General features: G+C 60.3%; 17 protein-coding genes. 6 read left to right on the top strand and 11 right to left on the bottom strand.

All coding sequences use genetic code 11. The features are described from left to right. Positions 1 to 109 precede the first annotated feature (109 nt). Positions 110 to 1081 (top strand): DUF808 domain-containing protein, encoded by a 972-nt coding sequence (locus ACYBHZ_RS13560; RefSeq protein ID WP_460274820.1) that lies wholly within the window; start codon positions 110 to 112, stop codon positions 1079 to 1081. Between the two features lie 81 nt (positions 1082 to 1162). Here ACYBHZ_RS13560 and ACYBHZ_RS13555 read toward each other — a convergent pair whose 3' ends face one another. Then, a complete protein-coding gene (locus ACYBHZ_RS13555; protein WP_460274819.1) occupies positions 1163 to 1798 on the bottom strand; it encodes a DnaJ domain-containing protein in 636 nt (211 codons plus the stop codon). Between the two features lie 69 nt (positions 1799 to 1867). Between ACYBHZ_RS13555 and ACYBHZ_RS13550 the strand changes: the two genes are divergently transcribed. Then, a complete protein-coding gene (locus ACYBHZ_RS13550; RefSeq protein WP_460274818.1) occupies positions 1868 to 2125 on the top strand; it encodes a BolA family protein in 258 nt (85 codons plus the stop codon). A gap of 10 nt (positions 2126 to 2135) precedes the next feature. On the opposite strand, the gene ACYBHZ_RS13545 is transcribed toward ACYBHZ_RS13550, so the two are convergent. The 4 genes from ACYBHZ_RS13545 to gatB all read right to left on the bottom strand — a co-directional run bounded on the left by ACYBHZ_RS13545 (position 2136) and on the right by gatB (position 5051). After that, on the bottom strand, positions 2136 to 2582 hold the full coding sequence (locus tag ACYBHZ_RS13545; RefSeq protein ID WP_460274817.1) for a DUF4177 domain-containing protein: 447 nt from the start codon (positions 2580 to 2582) through the stop codon (positions 2136 to 2138). Between the two features lie 92 nt (positions 2583 to 2674). Continuing rightward, entirely contained in the window at positions 2675 to 2938 is a 264-nt protein-coding gene (locus ACYBHZ_RS13540; RefSeq protein WP_460274816.1) for a hypothetical protein, read from the bottom strand. A 58-nt stretch (positions 2939 to 2996) separates the two neighbouring features. Beyond that, positions 2997 to 3482, bottom strand: a complete 486-nt coding sequence (locus tag ACYBHZ_RS13535; protein WP_460274815.1) for a thioesterase family protein — start codon at positions 3480 to 3482, stop codon at positions 2997 to 2999. A 51-nt stretch (positions 3483 to 3533) separates the two neighbouring features. Beyond that, positions 3534 to 5051 (bottom strand): Asp-tRNA(Asn)/Glu-tRNA(Gln) amidotransferase subunit GatB, encoded by a 1518-nt coding sequence (gene gatB, locus ACYBHZ_RS13530; RefSeq protein WP_460274814.1) that lies wholly within the window; start codon positions 5049 to 5051, stop codon positions 3534 to 3536. Positions 5052 to 5272: 221 nt separating this feature from the next. Here gatB and ACYBHZ_RS13525 point away from each other — a divergent pair, with 221 nt between their 5' ends. Continuing rightward, positions 5273 to 5953 (top strand): transglycosylase SLT domain-containing protein, encoded by a 681-nt coding sequence (locus tag ACYBHZ_RS13525; RefSeq protein ID WP_460274813.1) that lies wholly within the window; start codon positions 5273 to 5275, stop codon positions 5951 to 5953. Here ACYBHZ_RS13525 and ACYBHZ_RS13520 read toward each other — a convergent pair. Beyond that, positions 5937 to 7097, bottom strand: coding sequence for a Hint domain-containing protein (locus ACYBHZ_RS13520; RefSeq protein WP_460274812.1), 1161 nt, complete (start codon positions 7095 to 7097; stop codon positions 5937 to 5939). The two genes, ACYBHZ_RS13525 and ACYBHZ_RS13520, sit on opposite strands and share 17 nt — an antisense overlap. A gap of 261 nt (positions 7098 to 7358) precedes the next feature. Between ACYBHZ_RS13520 and ACYBHZ_RS13515 the strand changes: the two genes are divergently transcribed. Then, positions 7359 to 8489: an aminotransferase class V-fold PLP-dependent enzyme gene (locus tag ACYBHZ_RS13515; protein ID WP_460274811.1), complete on the top strand. Its 1131-nt coding sequence runs from the start codon at positions 7359 to 7361 to the stop codon at positions 8487 to 8489. Positions 8490 to 8590: 101 nt separating this feature from the next. Here ACYBHZ_RS13515 and ACYBHZ_RS13510 read toward each other — a convergent pair whose 3' ends face one another. The 3 genes from ACYBHZ_RS13510 to ACYBHZ_RS13500 form a co-directional block, all read right to left on the bottom strand. Next, positions 8591 to 9805, bottom strand: a complete 1215-nt coding sequence (locus ACYBHZ_RS13510; RefSeq protein ID WP_460274810.1) for an FAD-dependent monooxygenase — start codon at positions 9803 to 9805, stop codon at positions 8591 to 8593. A 107-nt stretch (positions 9806 to 9912) separates the two neighbouring features. Next, positions 9913 to 10143, bottom strand: a complete 231-nt coding sequence (locus ACYBHZ_RS13505; RefSeq protein ID WP_460274809.1) for a hypothetical protein — start codon at positions 10141 to 10143, stop codon at positions 9913 to 9915. A 163-nt stretch (positions 10144 to 10306) separates the two neighbouring features. Further along, positions 10307 to 10960 carry a pyrimidine 5'-nucleotidase gene (locus ACYBHZ_RS13500; protein WP_460274808.1) on the bottom strand — a complete coding sequence of 218 codons (654 nt, stop codon included), beginning with the start codon at positions 10958 to 10960 and terminating at the stop codon, positions 10307 to 10309. Positions 10961 to 11079: 119 nt separating this feature from the next. On the opposite strand from ACYBHZ_RS13500, the gene ACYBHZ_RS13495 reads away from it, so the two are divergent. Further along, entirely contained in the window at positions 11080 to 11724 is a 645-nt protein-coding gene (locus ACYBHZ_RS13495; protein ID WP_460274807.1) for a GntR family transcriptional regulator, read from the top strand. Here the strand turns inward: ACYBHZ_RS13495 and ACYBHZ_RS13490 are convergent. After that, the gene (locus ACYBHZ_RS13490) at positions 11687 to 13984 is read right to left on the bottom strand and encodes a glycosyltransferase family 2 protein (RefSeq protein WP_460274806.1); all 2298 of its coding nucleotides are present in this window, start codon (positions 13982 to 13984) and stop codon (positions 11687 to 11689) included. The genes ACYBHZ_RS13495 and ACYBHZ_RS13490 overlap by 38 nt on opposite strands. A 195-nt stretch (positions 13985 to 14179) precedes the next feature. Then, positions 14180 to 15349, bottom strand: coding sequence for a glutamine-hydrolyzing carbamoyl-phosphate synthase small subunit (gene carA / locus ACYBHZ_RS13485; protein ID WP_460274805.1), 1170 nt, complete (start codon positions 15347 to 15349; stop codon positions 14180 to 14182). Between the two features lie 199 nt (positions 15350 to 15548). On the opposite strand from carA, the gene ACYBHZ_RS13480 reads away from it, so the two are divergent. After that, a complete protein-coding gene (locus ACYBHZ_RS13480; RefSeq protein WP_460274804.1) occupies positions 15549 to 16007 on the top strand; it encodes a GatB/YqeY domain-containing protein in 459 nt (152 codons plus the stop codon). The last annotated feature ends 3 nt before the right edge of the window (positions 16008 to 16010 follow it).

Below are 16010 nucleotides of genomic sequence, written 5' to 3'. Positions count from 1 at the left end.
GAGGCGGGGCATCTTCGAGATGCCCCGTTTTTTCTGCGCTTCGCCTTGGCCTTGGGCACCGTCGCGCTTAGATTGACACGGAACCAGAAATTTAAACGGGGACAATAATATGAGTGGCCTTCTGGCACTTCTGGACGATGTCGCGGGAATTGCGAAAGTTGCGGCGGCGCAGGTCGATGATGTCGCCGGACAGGCGGCGAAAGCCTCGGCCAAGGCGGCGGGCGCGGTGATCGACGATGCGGCCGTGACGCCGAAATACCTTCACGGCTTTGCCCCGGCCCGCGAATTGCCCATCGTTGGCAAGATCGCCCTCGGCTCCATCCGCAACAAGCTGTTGATCCTGTTGCCGCTGGCGCTTTTGCTGTCGAGCTTTGCGCCTTGGCTGATCACGCCGCTTCTGATGCTCGGCGGCTCTTATCTCTGTTTCGAAGGCGCGGAAAAGGTCTATCACCTGTTCAAGCCGCACGCCCCTCATGCCGATGGGCAGATGATGAACGGCGATCCGACCCACCTTGAAGAGCAAAAGGTCGCGGGGGCGGTGAAAACAGATTTCATCCTCTCCGCCGAGATCATGACCATCATCCTCGCCGCGCTCGACCCCGATCAGTCGATCTGGCTTGAGGCGGGCGCGCTTGCGCTGGCCGGGATCATCATCACCGCGGTGGTCTACGGTGGGGTTGCGATCATCGTGAAGGCCGACGATTTCGGGCTTTGGCTGACCCGCGTCGGGCGGTTGTCCGCGACCCGTGCGCTGGGGCGTGGCATCGTGAAGTTCATGCCCTTGTTCATGAAACTCCTGATGATCGTCGGGACGGCGGCGATGATCTGGGTCGGCGGCTCTATCGTGATCCACGGGCTGCATGAGCTGGGAATGCATCATCCATACGAGGAAATTCACCATATGGCGGAGCTTGCGAGCCATGCTGTGGAAACCGCCGCAGGGTTTGTAAGCTGGGTCGTGACCGCGTTCTTTGACGGTATTTTCGGCCTGATCTACGGGCTGATCCTCATTCCCATCGTGGCGAAAGGGATCAATCCGGTGATCCGTGCCGTGACCGGGAAAAAAGCGACCGGGCATTGAGCCGATCAGCCCATGCTGAGACATGAAAAAGGCCGCTCTTTCGGGCGGCCTTTTGTCTTATTCTCATGTCTTCAGCGCGGGTCACTTGAACCAGCGGCTGTCCTTGAGCTGATCCCAGGCCCAGACCACTTGCTGCAATTGCTCTTCCTGAGAGCGGTCGCCGCCGTTCACATCCGGGTGCAAAATCTTGATCAGCGACTTGTACTGCTTCTTGATCTCCGCCTTGGTCCAATGGTCCTTGGCTTCAAGAATATCGATGGCCTGACGTTCGACCGGCGGCAGTTTGCGGGTCGGCGCGCCGGGGTCCGTTTTGCCCGGGTTGCGTGTCGCATTGTCGCCCAGAACCTCATGCGCATCATCGATGCCGAGGCGCTCCCAAGCGCGTTGCTCCACCGATTTGCGCCCGAAGGGTTGGGTCGGGCGGTCGCCCGTTTGCGACGACTTGTAGGCCGCGTCCATTTCCTCTTCGGTGGCGTTGGTGAAGAAATTCCACTTCAGGTTATATTCGCGCACGTGTTCTTTGCAGAACCATTTGTATTCATCCAGATGATCGGGTGAACGCGGTGCACGATATTGGCCGGGCTCTTCACAGCCCTCCCACTCGCATTTGCGCTTGGAGGTTTCAAACGCTCCTGACATGCCGCGCCGCCCTCCGCGCTTGTTCTTCTTTGCGGAAGACACCGACATATCAAAACCGAAAGGATCTTTTTTATCCATCTGCCTCAACCTTTTCGACTCGGACGCAAGACTTTAGATGAGAAAGACCAAATGGGAAAGGGGCAGAGGATGAAGATTGCCGATCAGATGAAGGACCGCTTGCAAGAGGCCTTTGCGCCGCGCGAGTTGGTGATCGAGGATGACAGCGCAAGCCATGCCGGGCACGCCGGTGTTGAAGGGGCGTCAGGAGAAACGCATTTCAATGTGAAAATCCGGGCGCAGGCTTTCGCCGGTCAGTCGCGCGTCATGCGCCACCGGATGGTTCATAAGGCGCTTGGCGATCTGGTGCCGCGCATTCATGCGCTGGCACTCGATCTGGACGTCTAGGCGGAGGGGCTCAGGACTCGCGGTCTTCCGCGATTTCATCGGCCACGTCTGGCGAGACCTTGCGCGCCGCAGCGCCTGCGCCTTTCTCGACCTTGGACGGGAAGGGCACGGAAGGCGTCGCGGCGTCCCGGTTGGCGACAGGAGAGCGGCGCGCAGGTTTGGTCTCTTCCGTATCCTCTTCGCTCTCAGGGTAGGCGCTGAAGACTTTACCCGTCTGCGCCCCGTCCATCTCGCGGCGGAACACCAGCACCGTGTGATAGTTCACCGTTTTCGAGGTGATCCCGGCGCGTTCTTCCATCGGGACGAGATCGGCCCGCAGATATTCCCAACCTTCTGCGCCCTTGGCGTTCAAGAGGCTTTGCATGGCCTGCGCGATGCGCGCTTCCGGGGTTTTCGCACCCTTGGCTTTCTCGCCTTTGCGGGGCGCGGGAACGGTGAGGTATTCGTAACGGGGCATCGCGGTCTCCTTGCAATTGCAGGCAAGGTTTAGCGGTCCGGTTCCGGGGGTCAAGCATGCTGAGCGGTGTGGCGCCTATTCGCGGGGTTTCCTCATGCGTGGAAGGTGCCGTATCCCGGTGTGTCACCCGTAAAGACCCCGAAATCGCTTTCGCGGCGAAAGATCAGCACCGCTTGTTTGCCCTCTGCGCCGTTCAGAATGAATTCATCGGAGCGCAGATAGGTCCAACCCTCCGCGGCCATGGCGTTGAGCCGCGTTGTCACGGCCTCCGCCAAGCGCGCTTCGGGCGTTTGAGCGGATGTCGTGGCCTCGCCATCATGTGGGGCGGGGATCGCTTTGTATTCGAAATGGGACATGGCGGTGCTCCTTACTCAGAAGAGCATAGGCGCATGGCCTTAACGGAGGATTGACGGGCTACGCCGCTTTGTTTTTGAGAGAGATCGCACGTCCCGCCTGCGCCGGGCGGGGCAGGGAGCCATGCGCCTCTTTCATCGTGGCGAGGCTTTCGGCGATCTCAGATGGGAAGGGAACAACGCGGGGGCCGGACATGTCGATGTGCAGCAACAGCTCTTCCGCTGTGGCCGCGATCCAGCCGTCCTCATGCCATATCTCATGAAACAGGATCATGCGTTTGGCGTCGAAATCCAGAAGCTGCGTTTTGACGCGCACCTTGTCGCCCAGTTTCAGCTCGCGCTTGTAACAGATATGGACCTCTGCGGTGTAGGTCGTGTGCCGCTCCGCCTTGGCATAGGCCTCCCCCAGCCCCAGAAGCGGATACATCTCATCGCCGCCGCGATCCATGATCACGGCATAATAGGCCATGTTGATGTGGCCATTGTAATCCACCCAGTCCGGGCAGACTTCGATCCGGGAAGAGATATGGGGGCAGGGCAAGCTCATGGTGGCGTCCTGATATGAAAAAGCCGCCCCGAAGGACGGCTTTGGTGGTTCTCAGAGACCCAGCTTGGCCTTGACCAGCTCGTCCACCGCTTTCGGGTTGGCCTTGCCGCCGGTGGCTTTCATCACCTGACCGACGAACCAACCCGCGAGTTTCGGGTTGGCCTTGGCCTTCTCGACCTGCGCCGGGTTGGCAGCAATGATCTCGTCTACGGCGGCTTCGATGGCGCCGGTGTCGGTCACCTGTTTCATGCCGCGCGCTTCGACGATCTCTGCCGGATCACCGCCTTCGGTGTAGACGATCTCGAACAGGTCTTTCGCGATCTTGCCGGAAATGGTGTCGGCTTTGATCAGCTTGACGATGCCGCCGAGTTGGTCCGGGGAGACGGGGCTTTCGGTGATGTCTGTGTCGTCTTTCTTCAGACGACCGAACAGCTCGTTGATCACCCAGTTGGCGGAGAGCTTGCCATCTTCGCCGGTGGCGACGACTTTCTCGAAGAAGTCCGCGTTCACCGTATCGGCGGTCAGAACGCCTGCGTCATACTCGGACAGGCCGAAGTCTTTCACAAAACGCGCTTTCTTCTCGTCCGGCAGTTCCGGCAGAGATTTCGCGATATCGTCCACCCACTCTTGCTCGATCTCAAGCGGCAGAAGGTCCGGGCAGGGGAAGTAGCGATAGTCATGCGCTTCTTCTTTCGAGCGCATGGAACGGGTCTCACCCTTCACCGCGTCATAGAGACGGGTTTCCTGATCAACCGTACCACCGTCTTCGATGATGGCGATCTGGCGACGGGCTTCGTACTCGATCGCTTGCTGGATGAAGCGGGTCGAGTTCATGTTCTTGATTTCGCAGCGGGTGCCGAGATGGGAGAAATCCTGCGTTTCTTGGTATTTCTCATACTGGCCCGGACGGCAGACGGAGACGTTCACGTCGGCGCGCAGGTTGCCGTTTTGCATGTTGCCATCGCAGGTGCCCAGGTAGCGCAGGATTTGGCGCAGCTTGAGAACGTAGGCGGCGGCCTCTTCCGGCCCGCGAATGTCCGGGCGGGAGACGATTTCCATCAGCGCCACACCGGTACGGTTCAGGTCGACGAAGGACATCGTCGGGTCCATGTCGTGGATCGACTTGCCCGCGTCTTGTTCAAGGTGAATGCGTTCAATGCGGACCTTGCGCCCGATGCCCGGTTCCATGTCCACGAGCACTTCGCCTTCGCCCACGATGGGGTGGTAAAGCTGGGAAATCTGGTAGCCTTGCGGCAGGTCGGGGTAAAAATAGTTCTTGCGGTCAAAGGCCGAGAACAGGTTGATGTCGGCCTTGAGGCCAAGACCCGTGCGGACGGCTTGCTCGACGCAATATTCGTTGATCACCGGCAGCATGCCCGGCATGGCGGCGTCCACGAAGGAGACGTGCGAGTTGGGCTCGGCACCAAAGCCGGTGGAGGCGCCGGAAAACAGTTTCGCCTCGGAACTGACCTGCGCGTGAATCTCCATCCCGATCACGAGTTCCCAGTCTTCTTTCGCACCGGAGATGACCTTCGGTTTCGGTGCGGAATATTCGAGATGATCCAGCATGCGCATGTCCTTTAAAGCGAGGGCTTTGGGGCGTTCTAGGCGCTCTCTTGCCGGGGGGCAAGGGGGCGGGTTTGCAAACGGGGCGATCTCGCGCATATTGGCGCGCAGGAATAAGGATGCCGAAGGCTGCGTGGGTGCGGGGAATGCGGACATCGCGGATAACACATTGGGCTGCGGCGCTGGCTCTGTGCCTTCCTTTGCTGGGAGCGCCCGACCGTGGCATGGCCGAAGCTTTGATCGAGAATCTGCCGGATCAGATCGCCTTCGCGCGCGCCCCGATTGAGGCCAGCCCGGTGCCGCTCGCACGTCCCTATGTCATCCGCATGCCGAAACTGCGCTGGAAAAACGAGAACGAAGGCCCGCAATGGACCCGCGCCGCGATGAAGGCGGTGGCCTCGCATGGTCAGCGCCTTGTCAAAACCGTGCCGCAGGACATCAATGATTGGTGTCCGGGCTACGCCTCGCAGGACCAGAACGGTCGCGCGGCATTTTGGGCCGGTCTTCTGTCTTCGCTGTCCTATCACGAAAGCACATGGCGCGAGACCGCAGTGGGCGGGGGCGGCAAGTGGTTTGGCCTCGTGCAAATCTCACCTGCGACCGCGCGGCTCTATAAGTGCCGGGCTGGCAGCGGCGAAGCCTTGAAGGACGGTCCGAGCAACCTGTCCTGTGCGATCCGCATCATGAATAAAACCGTCGCGCGCGATGGCGTCGTGAGCGCAGGCATGCGCGGTGTCGCGGCCGATTGGGGGCCGTTCCATTCGAGCCGCAAGCGCGAAGACATGCAGCGCTGGGTCATGGCGCAGCCGTTTTGCCGTCAGGTGATGAAAAGCTCGCCGATCCCTCTGCCGCGCCCGGTAGAAATTGCCTCCGATGATGGGGTGGAGATTACCCTGCCTTTCTGAGCGCCTGCGCTTCCCATGCTTTCAATTCGTAACGCGAGAGGGTCTTTTGCCGATGTTCCAGTTCCGGGAACAAGGTTAGGATTTCGGCCCGCGCCGTATGGTCTACGGCTTTGAGCGCCTCTTTGCCCGGATGCAGACTTTCGGTCGGGCAAGCTTCGGCAAAGATGATCTCATGCCGGTCGAAGAGCATATGGAAATAGTCCACATGGGCGCCTTCGATGGGGCGGATCGTGTCGTCATTCACCAGATGTTTCGCTGCGACCAAAACATCGCGTTCACCAAAAAGCACCTCTGCCAACGGTCCGCGGATCAGCATGCGATGGTTCGGGCTGACGGTGAGATCGCGCAGGTTGCCCAAAGCGCCTGCCTTGATTCGGATGGGAGTAAGAGCGCCCTGAGCTGCGACCCGGCGCGATCCGATCCAGCGGATTTCCTGTGGGCCATTGTCAAGCGTGTGTACCAGCTCGCCAACCTTGAGCGTTTCGATAAAGCGAGGGCCTTCGGGCGTGTCGATCAAGGTGCCGCGCGTCAAACACACTGCGCCGCTAATTTCCTTCTCGGCGAAGGTGTTGTTCTCGTCGATTTCGAAAATGCCATCGCCTTCTTCCTCAGAATCGATGAGGCCATCGCCATTATAGTCATTGTCGTTTTCATGGCTGAGCCAGATCGGAAATTCATCCTGAATGTTGACGCCGGGCGTGATGAACAAAGCCGTGAGATCTGGAGCGTCCGGGTCGTCGGAGACAAAATTCGAGGCGCTGAAATAGAGATAGTTATCCCCCATGTAGTGGACGGATGTGTTGATGTCCTGGCCATTGTCGTTCGAGCCGCCGCCGCGGCCTCCACCGCGACCACCCCATCCGCCTCCGCTTTGGGCCTCGTACTCATAATCGTAGAGTACCTCGCCATTCACGTAATCGGCGGCATTGGCGTAGACCGTGATCCCCGTTACTTCACTTGAATTGCTGAGTGCGCCGTCGGTCACATTTTCGAATGTGAACACCACAACGGCGTCATTGTCGAAGACGGTTGTGCCCCCCGTTAGATAAGCCCCGTCATTCTCATCACCCTGCGGGTCACTCGAATAGCCAATCGGATTGTTCACGATGGAGGAGCCCATCACGATGAGTTCTTCTGTCGGCATGTCTGCTCAGCCCGTATGTTTTGCGGGGCATGCCCCGGTCTGCCTCGATGCGTCACGACGATCTCCCGCCCGTTCGGACTTCGACCGCTTGTGTTTTGCCGCGCTCGGTGCTCTTGTTTGGCCTGATCCGTGGCGTGACGCTTTTTTGCCATAATTCAGGTGCGTAGATGGCCCTGTCCAGCCATTTTGGGCGGTTTGGGGTGGCTTCGCCCGCCGATTGTGGCGCCACGGCACCGTTTTGCACGAGAAAAGGAGGATCTCATGCCCGCATTACGTTCCGATATCGACCCCGACGGATTGCTCGAATTTTCCGTGGTCTTCACCGATCGTTCGCTCAATCACATGTCGAAGACCTTTCAAAAGGTGATGACCGACATCCACGAGACGCTCTGCGCGGTCTATAACGCGGATACGGCCGTAGTTGTGCCCGGCGGCGGCACCTATGCGATGGAGGCGGTCGCGCGGCAAATCGCGGGTGGGGAGGACGTCATGGTCATCCGCAACGGGTTCTTTTCCTTCCGCTGGTCGCAGATTTTCGAGGCGGGGCAGATCCCGGCGTCTCAGACCGTGCTGAAGGCGCGTCGGACCGGGAATGAACCGACATCCGGGTTCCTCCCGGCGCCTCTGGAAGAGGTTGTCGCGAAAATCCGGGAGCTGAAACCCGCTGCCATTTTCGCGCCGCATGTCGAAACCGCCTCCGGTATGATCCTGCCTGACGCTTATATCCGCACGCTGGCCGACGCCGTGCATGAGCATGGCGGGCTGATGGTGCTCGACTGTATCGCATCCGGTTGCGCTTGGGTGGATATGAAGGAGACCGGTGTCGATATCCTGATCTCCGCGCCGCAAAAGGGCTGGTCGGCCCAGCCGTCTGCCGGTCTCGTCATGTTGAACGAGCGCGCGGTCGAGGTGGTGAAATCTCGGCAAAGCTCTTCCTTTGCGATCGACCTGGCCAAATGGCTGACGATCATGGAGGCCTACACCGGCGGCGGTCACGCCTATCACGCCACGATGCCCACCGACGCATTGCGCGCCTTCCGCGATGCGATGCTTGAAACCAAGGATTACGGTTTCGCCAAACTCTCCGAGGCGCAATGGGAGTTGGGGCGTCGTGTGCGTCACTTGCTGGCCGAACGTGGCGTCAAGTCCGTTGCCGCCGAAGGTGTCGAAGCGCCGGGCGTTGTCGTCTGCTACACGGATGATCCCGCGATCAAGACGGGCGCGGCCTTTGCCGCCCATGGGGTGCAGATCGCGGCGGGTGTGCCACTGCAATGCGATGAGGGTGAGAACTTCTCGACCTTCCGCCTCGGTCTGTTCGGCCTCGACAAACTCTATGACGTGGACGCGACGGTCGCGCGTTTGGAAGCGGCGCTCGACGCGGTTCAGGCCTGAGTTCCATCGCAGGAAAAGTCTTACGGCGCGCGGGGGAAACCCTGCGCGCCGTTTCTATTGAGTATTTGGGGCAGCAAAGGAAACAGCTACCGTTACAGGCCTCAGATCGGGCCGAGCCCGGCTTGCATCACCTTCATGCGCACGGGTTTGACGTCATGCACCGCCTTGAGGCCCCAGAGTCGGACCATCTGAAGAATGTCGCTCTCGGAGCGGGTCACACGGTTGAACAGATCGACGACGCGGGCGCGTTTTGTGATGTCGTTCAACCGGTTGCGGGCATAGGTGTCGAGCATGGTTTGGGTGCCGGGATCGCTGCGATGTGCTTCGGCAAGCGTCAGCAGCTCCGCCAGATCGTTCAGTGAGGTGTTCAGCCCCTGCGCGCCGATCGGGGGCAGGGCGTGGGCGGCTTCGGCGATGATGGCGACGCGCTCTGACGACAACCGCTCCGCCACGCGGGTGATGATCGGGAAGATCGCCCGACCGGAAGCCAGTTCCAGATTGCCGAACAGCCCGGCAGAGCGTTCGGTCATCACCGCGTTGAACTTTTCCGGCGCCATGTTGAGCAGTTCGGTGGCATAAGCGCCCTTGTTCATCCAGACGATGGCGGAGGCGGGTTTGCCGTCGATGTCGGGCAGCGGCACCATCGTGAACGGACCGCCTTCGCGGTAAATCTCGGTGGAGACATTGTTGTGCGGCAGGTCATGCGTCGCGGTGAAGGCGAGAGACTTCTGGCCGTAGCGCGTGGTCTTGACAGGGATGCCAGCCGCATCGCGCACGGGGGACTCGCGCCCGTCGGCGGCGATGACAAGCTTCGCACGTACCATGCTGCCGTCTGTCAGGGTCACCATGGCTTCGCTTGTGCGGGTCAGAAGGCTCTTGAAGCCGACACCGTAGCGCAGCTCGACATTCGAAATGTTCGGCACCGCGCGGGCGAGTTCGCGACGAATGACCCAGTTCAGGAAGTTCCAGCCGAACGGCTCGTCGGCGCTTTCGCGGCCTTCGAACTGGCGCTCCGTCCGGATCGTCGCGGGGCGGCCGACCGTATCAACGATGCGCAGGGCTTCCAGCGGGGTGGCATGGGGAGCAAGATCGGCCCAAATGCCGATTTTCTCGAATAGGTCACGGGCCGGACGCAGGAAGGCGGTCGAGCGCAGATCGGAACTGGCCTCATCTCCGGTGACAACGGGAGGCGTCGGATCCACCATCAGGGTGCGAAATCCTGCCGCGCCAAAGGCTGCCGCTGCGATCAGGCCGGCGATGCCGCCGCCTGAAACGAGAACGTCCACGGTGTCCTGCGAGGAAATACGGTCGGGCATGAGAACTCCTTTGCGCCAGAAGCGTCAGTCGCTCAACAGATAGGCGCAAAGGAGAGGAATGTCCAAGGGACAGGCTGTCTCAGGTTCGAGCATCAGCCCGCGCCTGTTTACTTCCCGACGGTGAGGATGAGGAGCACGATGTAGATCAGCGGAACGGTCGCAACAGCGGTCACGCCGAGCACCCAGGGGCCGATCGCGAACATGCCGTAGATCACGGCGGCGATGACGACGACGACAAGCAGAAGAAACAGGGCCACGCCGCGCGTGGTGGCAAGACCCTCGTCGTGATGGTCGTGTGTGTCGGTGGAAGCGGACGTATTGGTGGTGGCGTCGGTCATGTGCGTACTCCGAATGTCTGAGCGATCTGGTTGATCTTTGTGGATGTGCGATGGCCGCGCGGTTCCCGCGCTTTTTGGTTCCGGACCTGTTACAGGCGCGCGTGCGTTTCGGTCACGGCGGCGATTTGTCGCAGGTCTGAAAGGAGACGATTTTTTCTGTGCCTCAGGCCATCAGCGCCCGGAGGAACCCGGCGAGATCATCGGTGTGATGCTGAATATGGGGCGCCGGAGGATCAAGCGGTGAGGGCGCGACATAGACGGTTTTCATGCCAAGCCCGTGCGGCACTTCGAGATTGCGCGGATCGTCTTCAAACATCGCGGCGGTCTTGGGATCGACCCCGTCGCGCCCGAGCACCGTATCAAAGGCCAGCGCCTGCGGCTTCGGGTGGAAGTCGGCATGTTCGATGCCATAGACCGCGTTGAAAATGCCGGTCAGCCCGCGCGCTTCGAGCACACGTTCGGCATAGGGCGCAGAGCCGTTCGTGTAGACAATCTTGCGTCCCGGCAGGGCTGTGATCGCGGATTTGAGTTCCGCGTCGCGGGTCAGTCCGGAGAAATCGATGTCATGTACATAGCTGAGATAGGGCAGCGGATCGGTGCCGTGTTTTGCCATCATGCCAGAGAGCGTGGTGCCGAATTCGCTCCAATACTCGCGCCGCAGTCGATTGGCTTCATCAGAACTCACCTGCAATTCGCGGGCGACCCAATCTGTCATCTTGACCTCGATCTGCGCGAACAGAGCCGCCTCGGGCGGATAGAGTGTATTGTCGAGGTCGAAGACCCAAGTTTTTACGTGAGAGAAGTGATCGGCTACCATGCGCTCTTGTTAGGCCGGGTCCGTGGCACATGCAAGCAGCCCGCATGTTAGCGCTTGATCGTGGGGTCTACCGCTGTCTATGGTCATGGCCTGTCCCCATAAGAAAAAAGTGACGTCAGATGAAAGACCCGCGCGCCAGCCAGAAAGACGCTTATGAGATGATCCTCGAGGCGATCGATACCGGGATTTACCGCCCCGGCGACCGGCTTGTGGAAAGCGAGCTGGCCGAACGCTTCGGCGTGTCCCGTACCCCTGTGCGGGAGGCTTTGCAGCGTCTTGAAACCCAGTCGATGCTGAGCCGCGACGGACGCTCGCTCATCGTCGCCTCGCTGGATCACAATCAAATGGCGGATCTCTACGTGGTGCGCACCGAGCTTGAGGGCTTGGCGGCCCGTCTCGCGGCCCGTCACGCCACGCCGGAAGAGGTGCGGGTGCTGCGGGACATGGTCGAAGACGACCGCGCCCTGATCGGCCATCCCGAAGACATGTCGCGCGCCAATCGTCGCTTCCATAAGCAAATCCATCTCGCTTCGCACAACAAATATCTGGTGCAACAGCTCGATCTTGTGCACCGCTCAATGGCGCTTTTGGCCAGTACGTCTTTGGCTGCAGAAGGCCGCGGCGAGGAAGCGATCAAGGAACACGACCTGATCGTGTCCGCGATTGAGGCGGGGGATGGGGATGCGGCGCATAAGGCGCTGTCGGATCACATTTCCAAGGCTTTTGTCACGCGTTTGAAAATCGACGCTGAAAAAGAGCGCTGAAGTCTCTGACGACGATTGGACGTGCTGCGGTCTCGTGGGCCGTGTTCTCTGGCGCTAGGGCGTCATGCGCGTCTCGCAAAAAGGGCGGCATGTCTGCGAAAGCGGCGAGATGAACCCACTCCGCTTTGACCTGTGGCTTTGATGCTTTTCTGTTTGACTGACCAATAATGCGTGTCACATCGAGGCCGAACGTCAGATGCCGCTCCGGATGTCCGCCATGCCCGATAGCTGGCTTCGCCTCGTGAATATAGTGCCTTGATGGTTCTGCCATCCCCATGCATGTCTTACGCGGTTTTGCGGAGTATGTCGTGGCCTCTGCCGCAGCTGAGCGCGGCTTGGCGTCCTCCTCATAAAACCCAAGATCATGCAGGCCGTGGGCCGTCTTGTCCCAGTAATACGGTTTGGAGATCATCTCCCACAGCCCTTTGAGCGCGGCGAGTGTCGCGAGCGGATAATAGAGGTGCAGCGTCGGCACCCACGGCCAGAGCCATTTGTGCTTTGGGGTGGAGGTTGCGACAAGGCCTGTCGCGATGGTTATGGCTTCTGACAACAGGAATATCCCGCCGAGGACGACCAAGAGATCATGGGGCAGGATCGCCCGCATCGGATGCGGCAGGCCAAGAGGGAACATCCAAAACGACCAGAGAAAAGGCGCGAGGATGAATTGGCTCAATGTGCCGAGAAACAGCGCCTGCACGCCGAAAAAACGCCAAGGCCCAAGGTCGCGCCAAAGCTGGCGCGGGTTGCGCATATGCACCCCGTAAGTCATGGCATAGCCCTTGAGCCAGCGGGAACGCTGCTTGATCCACGGCCAGAGGCGGCAGTTGGCTTCCTCCTCGGTCACCGTGTGGATCAATTCCGTGCGATAGCCGTGGCGCGCCAGACGTATGCCGAGATCGGCGTCTTCGGTGACGTTATGCGCGTCCCAACCGCCCAGTTCTTCTAACGCCTCGCGCCGGAAAAACAGCGTCGTGCCGCCAAGCGGAACGGTCAGGCCAAGTTTCTCATAGCCGGGCAGGATGACCCGAAACCAACTCGCGTATTCCACGGTGAAGCAACGGGACAGCCAATTTGTCCGCGCATTGTAGAAGTCGAGAATACCCTGCACGCAGGCGACTTCGGGGCCGGCATGAGCGAAATGGGCCGCGACCTTGTGGATTTGATCCGGCTCTGGGGCGTCCTCTGCGTCGTAAATGCCGACAATGGAGCCACGGCAGAAATCGAGCGCGAAATTGAGAGCGCGGGGTTTGGTTTTGAGCCCGCCGCGCGGCACGATGATCTGGCGGATCCAGCGGGGCAGGGCGGCTTGGCGGATCGCCTCCTGTGTGACCAAGTCGTCCTCTTCGACCACAAGACAGATGTCGAGCAGTTCTCGCGGGTAGGACAGGCGGGACAGGCGTTTGATCAAGCGATTTGCGATCTCGCGCTCTTTGAGCAGCGGAACCATGATCGAGACGATCGGCAAGCGAGGGGGGGCGCGGTGCGAGGCAAAGGTCGATTTGCGGTCTCTTGCCGCTCCGGCCTGCGCAAAGGCCGCGGCGAGCCGCAGGCCCGTGACAATCAGCAGGGTGAGAATGGCCCATGTGGTGAATAGGATGGCGGCCAGCAAGGGCATGAAAATGGACAGGATGAGCGCAGAGGCACCAAGGGTGGAAAACAGACCGGCGAGTTTGCGTACATCCATTTCCCGGCAGCTTTCATGCGCGGCGACACGGGTTTCGGCGCAGCTGGCCAAGCGGCGTTGGCGCGAGTGCAGGATGGCGTCATGCAATGCGGTTTCCGAGGTGACGGTCATGCGCACAGGCCCGAACAAGGCGGTCAACTGCGGCCGCAGAGCCTCGAATGTTTCCGGGCGACATGCGGCAATGATCACGGTGCCTCCGGCCTGTCTCCACGGCAAGATGCCACTCTGCAAACATTTGTCCGCGCCCAACTGGTCGATCAGCCTCACATCCGGCGGGGTTTGAGCTAGGTCGGCCACTTCCGCCTGATATTGCCGCCCGATTGCCGCGTATAGGCTGTGCTCGTCCACCATGTCATGGGCGAGAAGAATGTCTCCGATGCGGGTGTCCTCGCGTTGGCGCAAGACGGTGGCGCGGAGCAAGTCTTCGGGCGTCAGGGCCCCCATCTCGACAAGAATTTGGCCGATGGGTTTCCGGGCGCGGGATGTGCGTGGCGGGCGCGTGTCCGGGCGTGCCGCGACGCGCTGGGCGTCCTGCAATTGTAAAGTCTGCAAAGGGAGATGCAGGTCGAAGGACATCGCTTGAAACCCCGGTCACACAAACGCTTGGCCGGTGCACGCCAGCCTTTGAGAAAGTTTGACGTGGGGAGGGTTAATACTGAGTTAACCAAAGTTCTGAAAAGGTTATGAAATCGTGGGTTAGGCTGTCCGAACATGAAAAAAGGCGGGGAAACCCCGCCTTTCTTGTCTCTTGTCGAAGGAGCGTCGGTGCGCTTACACGCTTTCGCCCGCACGTTCGGCCATTGCGGCTGCGAAGCGTTCGAAGAGGTAGTAGCTGTCCATCGGACCCGGAGACGCTTCCGGGTGGTATTGCACGGAGAAGATCGGCTTGCCCTCGACCGCGATGCCGCAGTTCGAACCGTCGAAGAGAGACACATGGGTCTCTTTGACGCCCGCCGGAAGGGTCTGCGTGTCCACGGTGAAGCCGTGGTTCATCGAGGTGATCTCCACCTTGCCGGTGTCGAGATCTTTCACCGGGTGGTTCGCGCCGTGGTGACCGTGGTTCATCTTGATGGTCTTGGCGCCAAGCGCCAGCGCCAGCATCTGGTGCCCCAAGCAAATGCCGAAGACCGGCAGGTCTTTCTCAAGCACGCCTTTGATCATCGGCACGGCATATTCGCCGGTCGCTGCCGGGTCGCCCGGACCGTTTGACAGGAACACGCCATCAGGCGCATGCGCCAGAACTTCTTCTGCGGTGGCGGTGGCCGGAAGCACGGTCACGTCGCAGCCCGCAGACGCGAGGCAGCGCAGGATATTGCGTTTCGCGCCGAAATCGACGGCCACGACCTTGAAGCCTTTGCCTTCGCGCTTCGGGAACCCATCGGGCCAGGACCAACGCATTTCGTCCCATTTGTAAGACTGGGCGCAGGTCACGTCTTTCGCGAGGTCGAGGCCAACGAGACCGGAGAAGTCGCGGGCTTGTTTGACCAGAGCTTCAATGTCGAAGTTGCCTTCGGGATCGTGCGCGATGGCGACATGCGGTGCACCTTGCTGGCGGATCGCGCGGGTGAGGCGACGGGTGTCTACACCGCCCATGCCGATGCGGCCACGTTTCTCAAGCCACGGGCCGAGCTCTTCCTGAGCGCGCCAGTTCGACGAGTCGGTCGGATCCCATTTGACGATCATGCCTGCCGCGACGGGCTCTGCGGTCTCATCGTCTTCCGCGTTCACGCCGACGTTGCCGATGTGCGGGAAGGTGAAGGTCACGACCTGTCCGGCGTAGGACGGATCGGTCATGATTTCCTGATATCCCGTCATGGCCGTGTTGAAACACAGTTCTGCGGTGGTGACGCCTGTCGCGCCGAAGCCCATTCCGTAAAAGAGGGTTCCATCGGCCAGCGCCAGACAAGCAGTTGGTTTTCCGGTAGTTTGACCAGATGCCATGACACGACTCTCCTATATGGGCAAAATTGGCCGGAACCTAAGGAAAGCGGCTTCCGGCGTCAAGCGCGCCTCGGGGGATTTTTCCTCCATTTCTGCGACGCAACGATTTCAATATGTTATCGCTCCCATCAACGGTTGAGAATGGATCGGGATTTCGTTATGTTGGCCTCTTGCGACATCACCAGGGGATGAGGCCCATATGGATATGCGAAGCCGGCTCAATGCCGCACTGAAAACGGCGATGAAGGAAAAGGACAGCGAACGTCTGACGACGCTGCGCCTGATCAACGCCGCCATCAAGGACCGCGAGATTGCCAATCGTGGCGAGGGCGAAGACGTTGTTGTCTCCGACAGCGACATTCTCGCGATCCTCGGCAAAATGGTGAAACAGCGTCAGGAAAGCGCGAAAGCCTTTGAAGAGGGCGCGCGTCTGGAACTGGCGGAAAAGGAACGCTCCGAGATCGCCGTGATCGAGGAATTCCTGCCGCGTCAGCTGTCCGAGGATGAGGTGGCCAAGGCCATCACCACGGTCATCGCTGAGACGGGCGCGCAGAGCATTCGTGACATGGGGAAAGTCATGGGCGCTTTGAAGTCCAAATACACCGGACAAATGGACTTCGGGTCCGCTGGTCCGCTGGTCAAGGCGCGTCTGGGCTGATTT

Source organism: Celeribacter sp. ULVN23_4, assembly GCF_054788345.1.
This window is presented reverse-complemented; position numbering and strand designations above follow the sequence as displayed.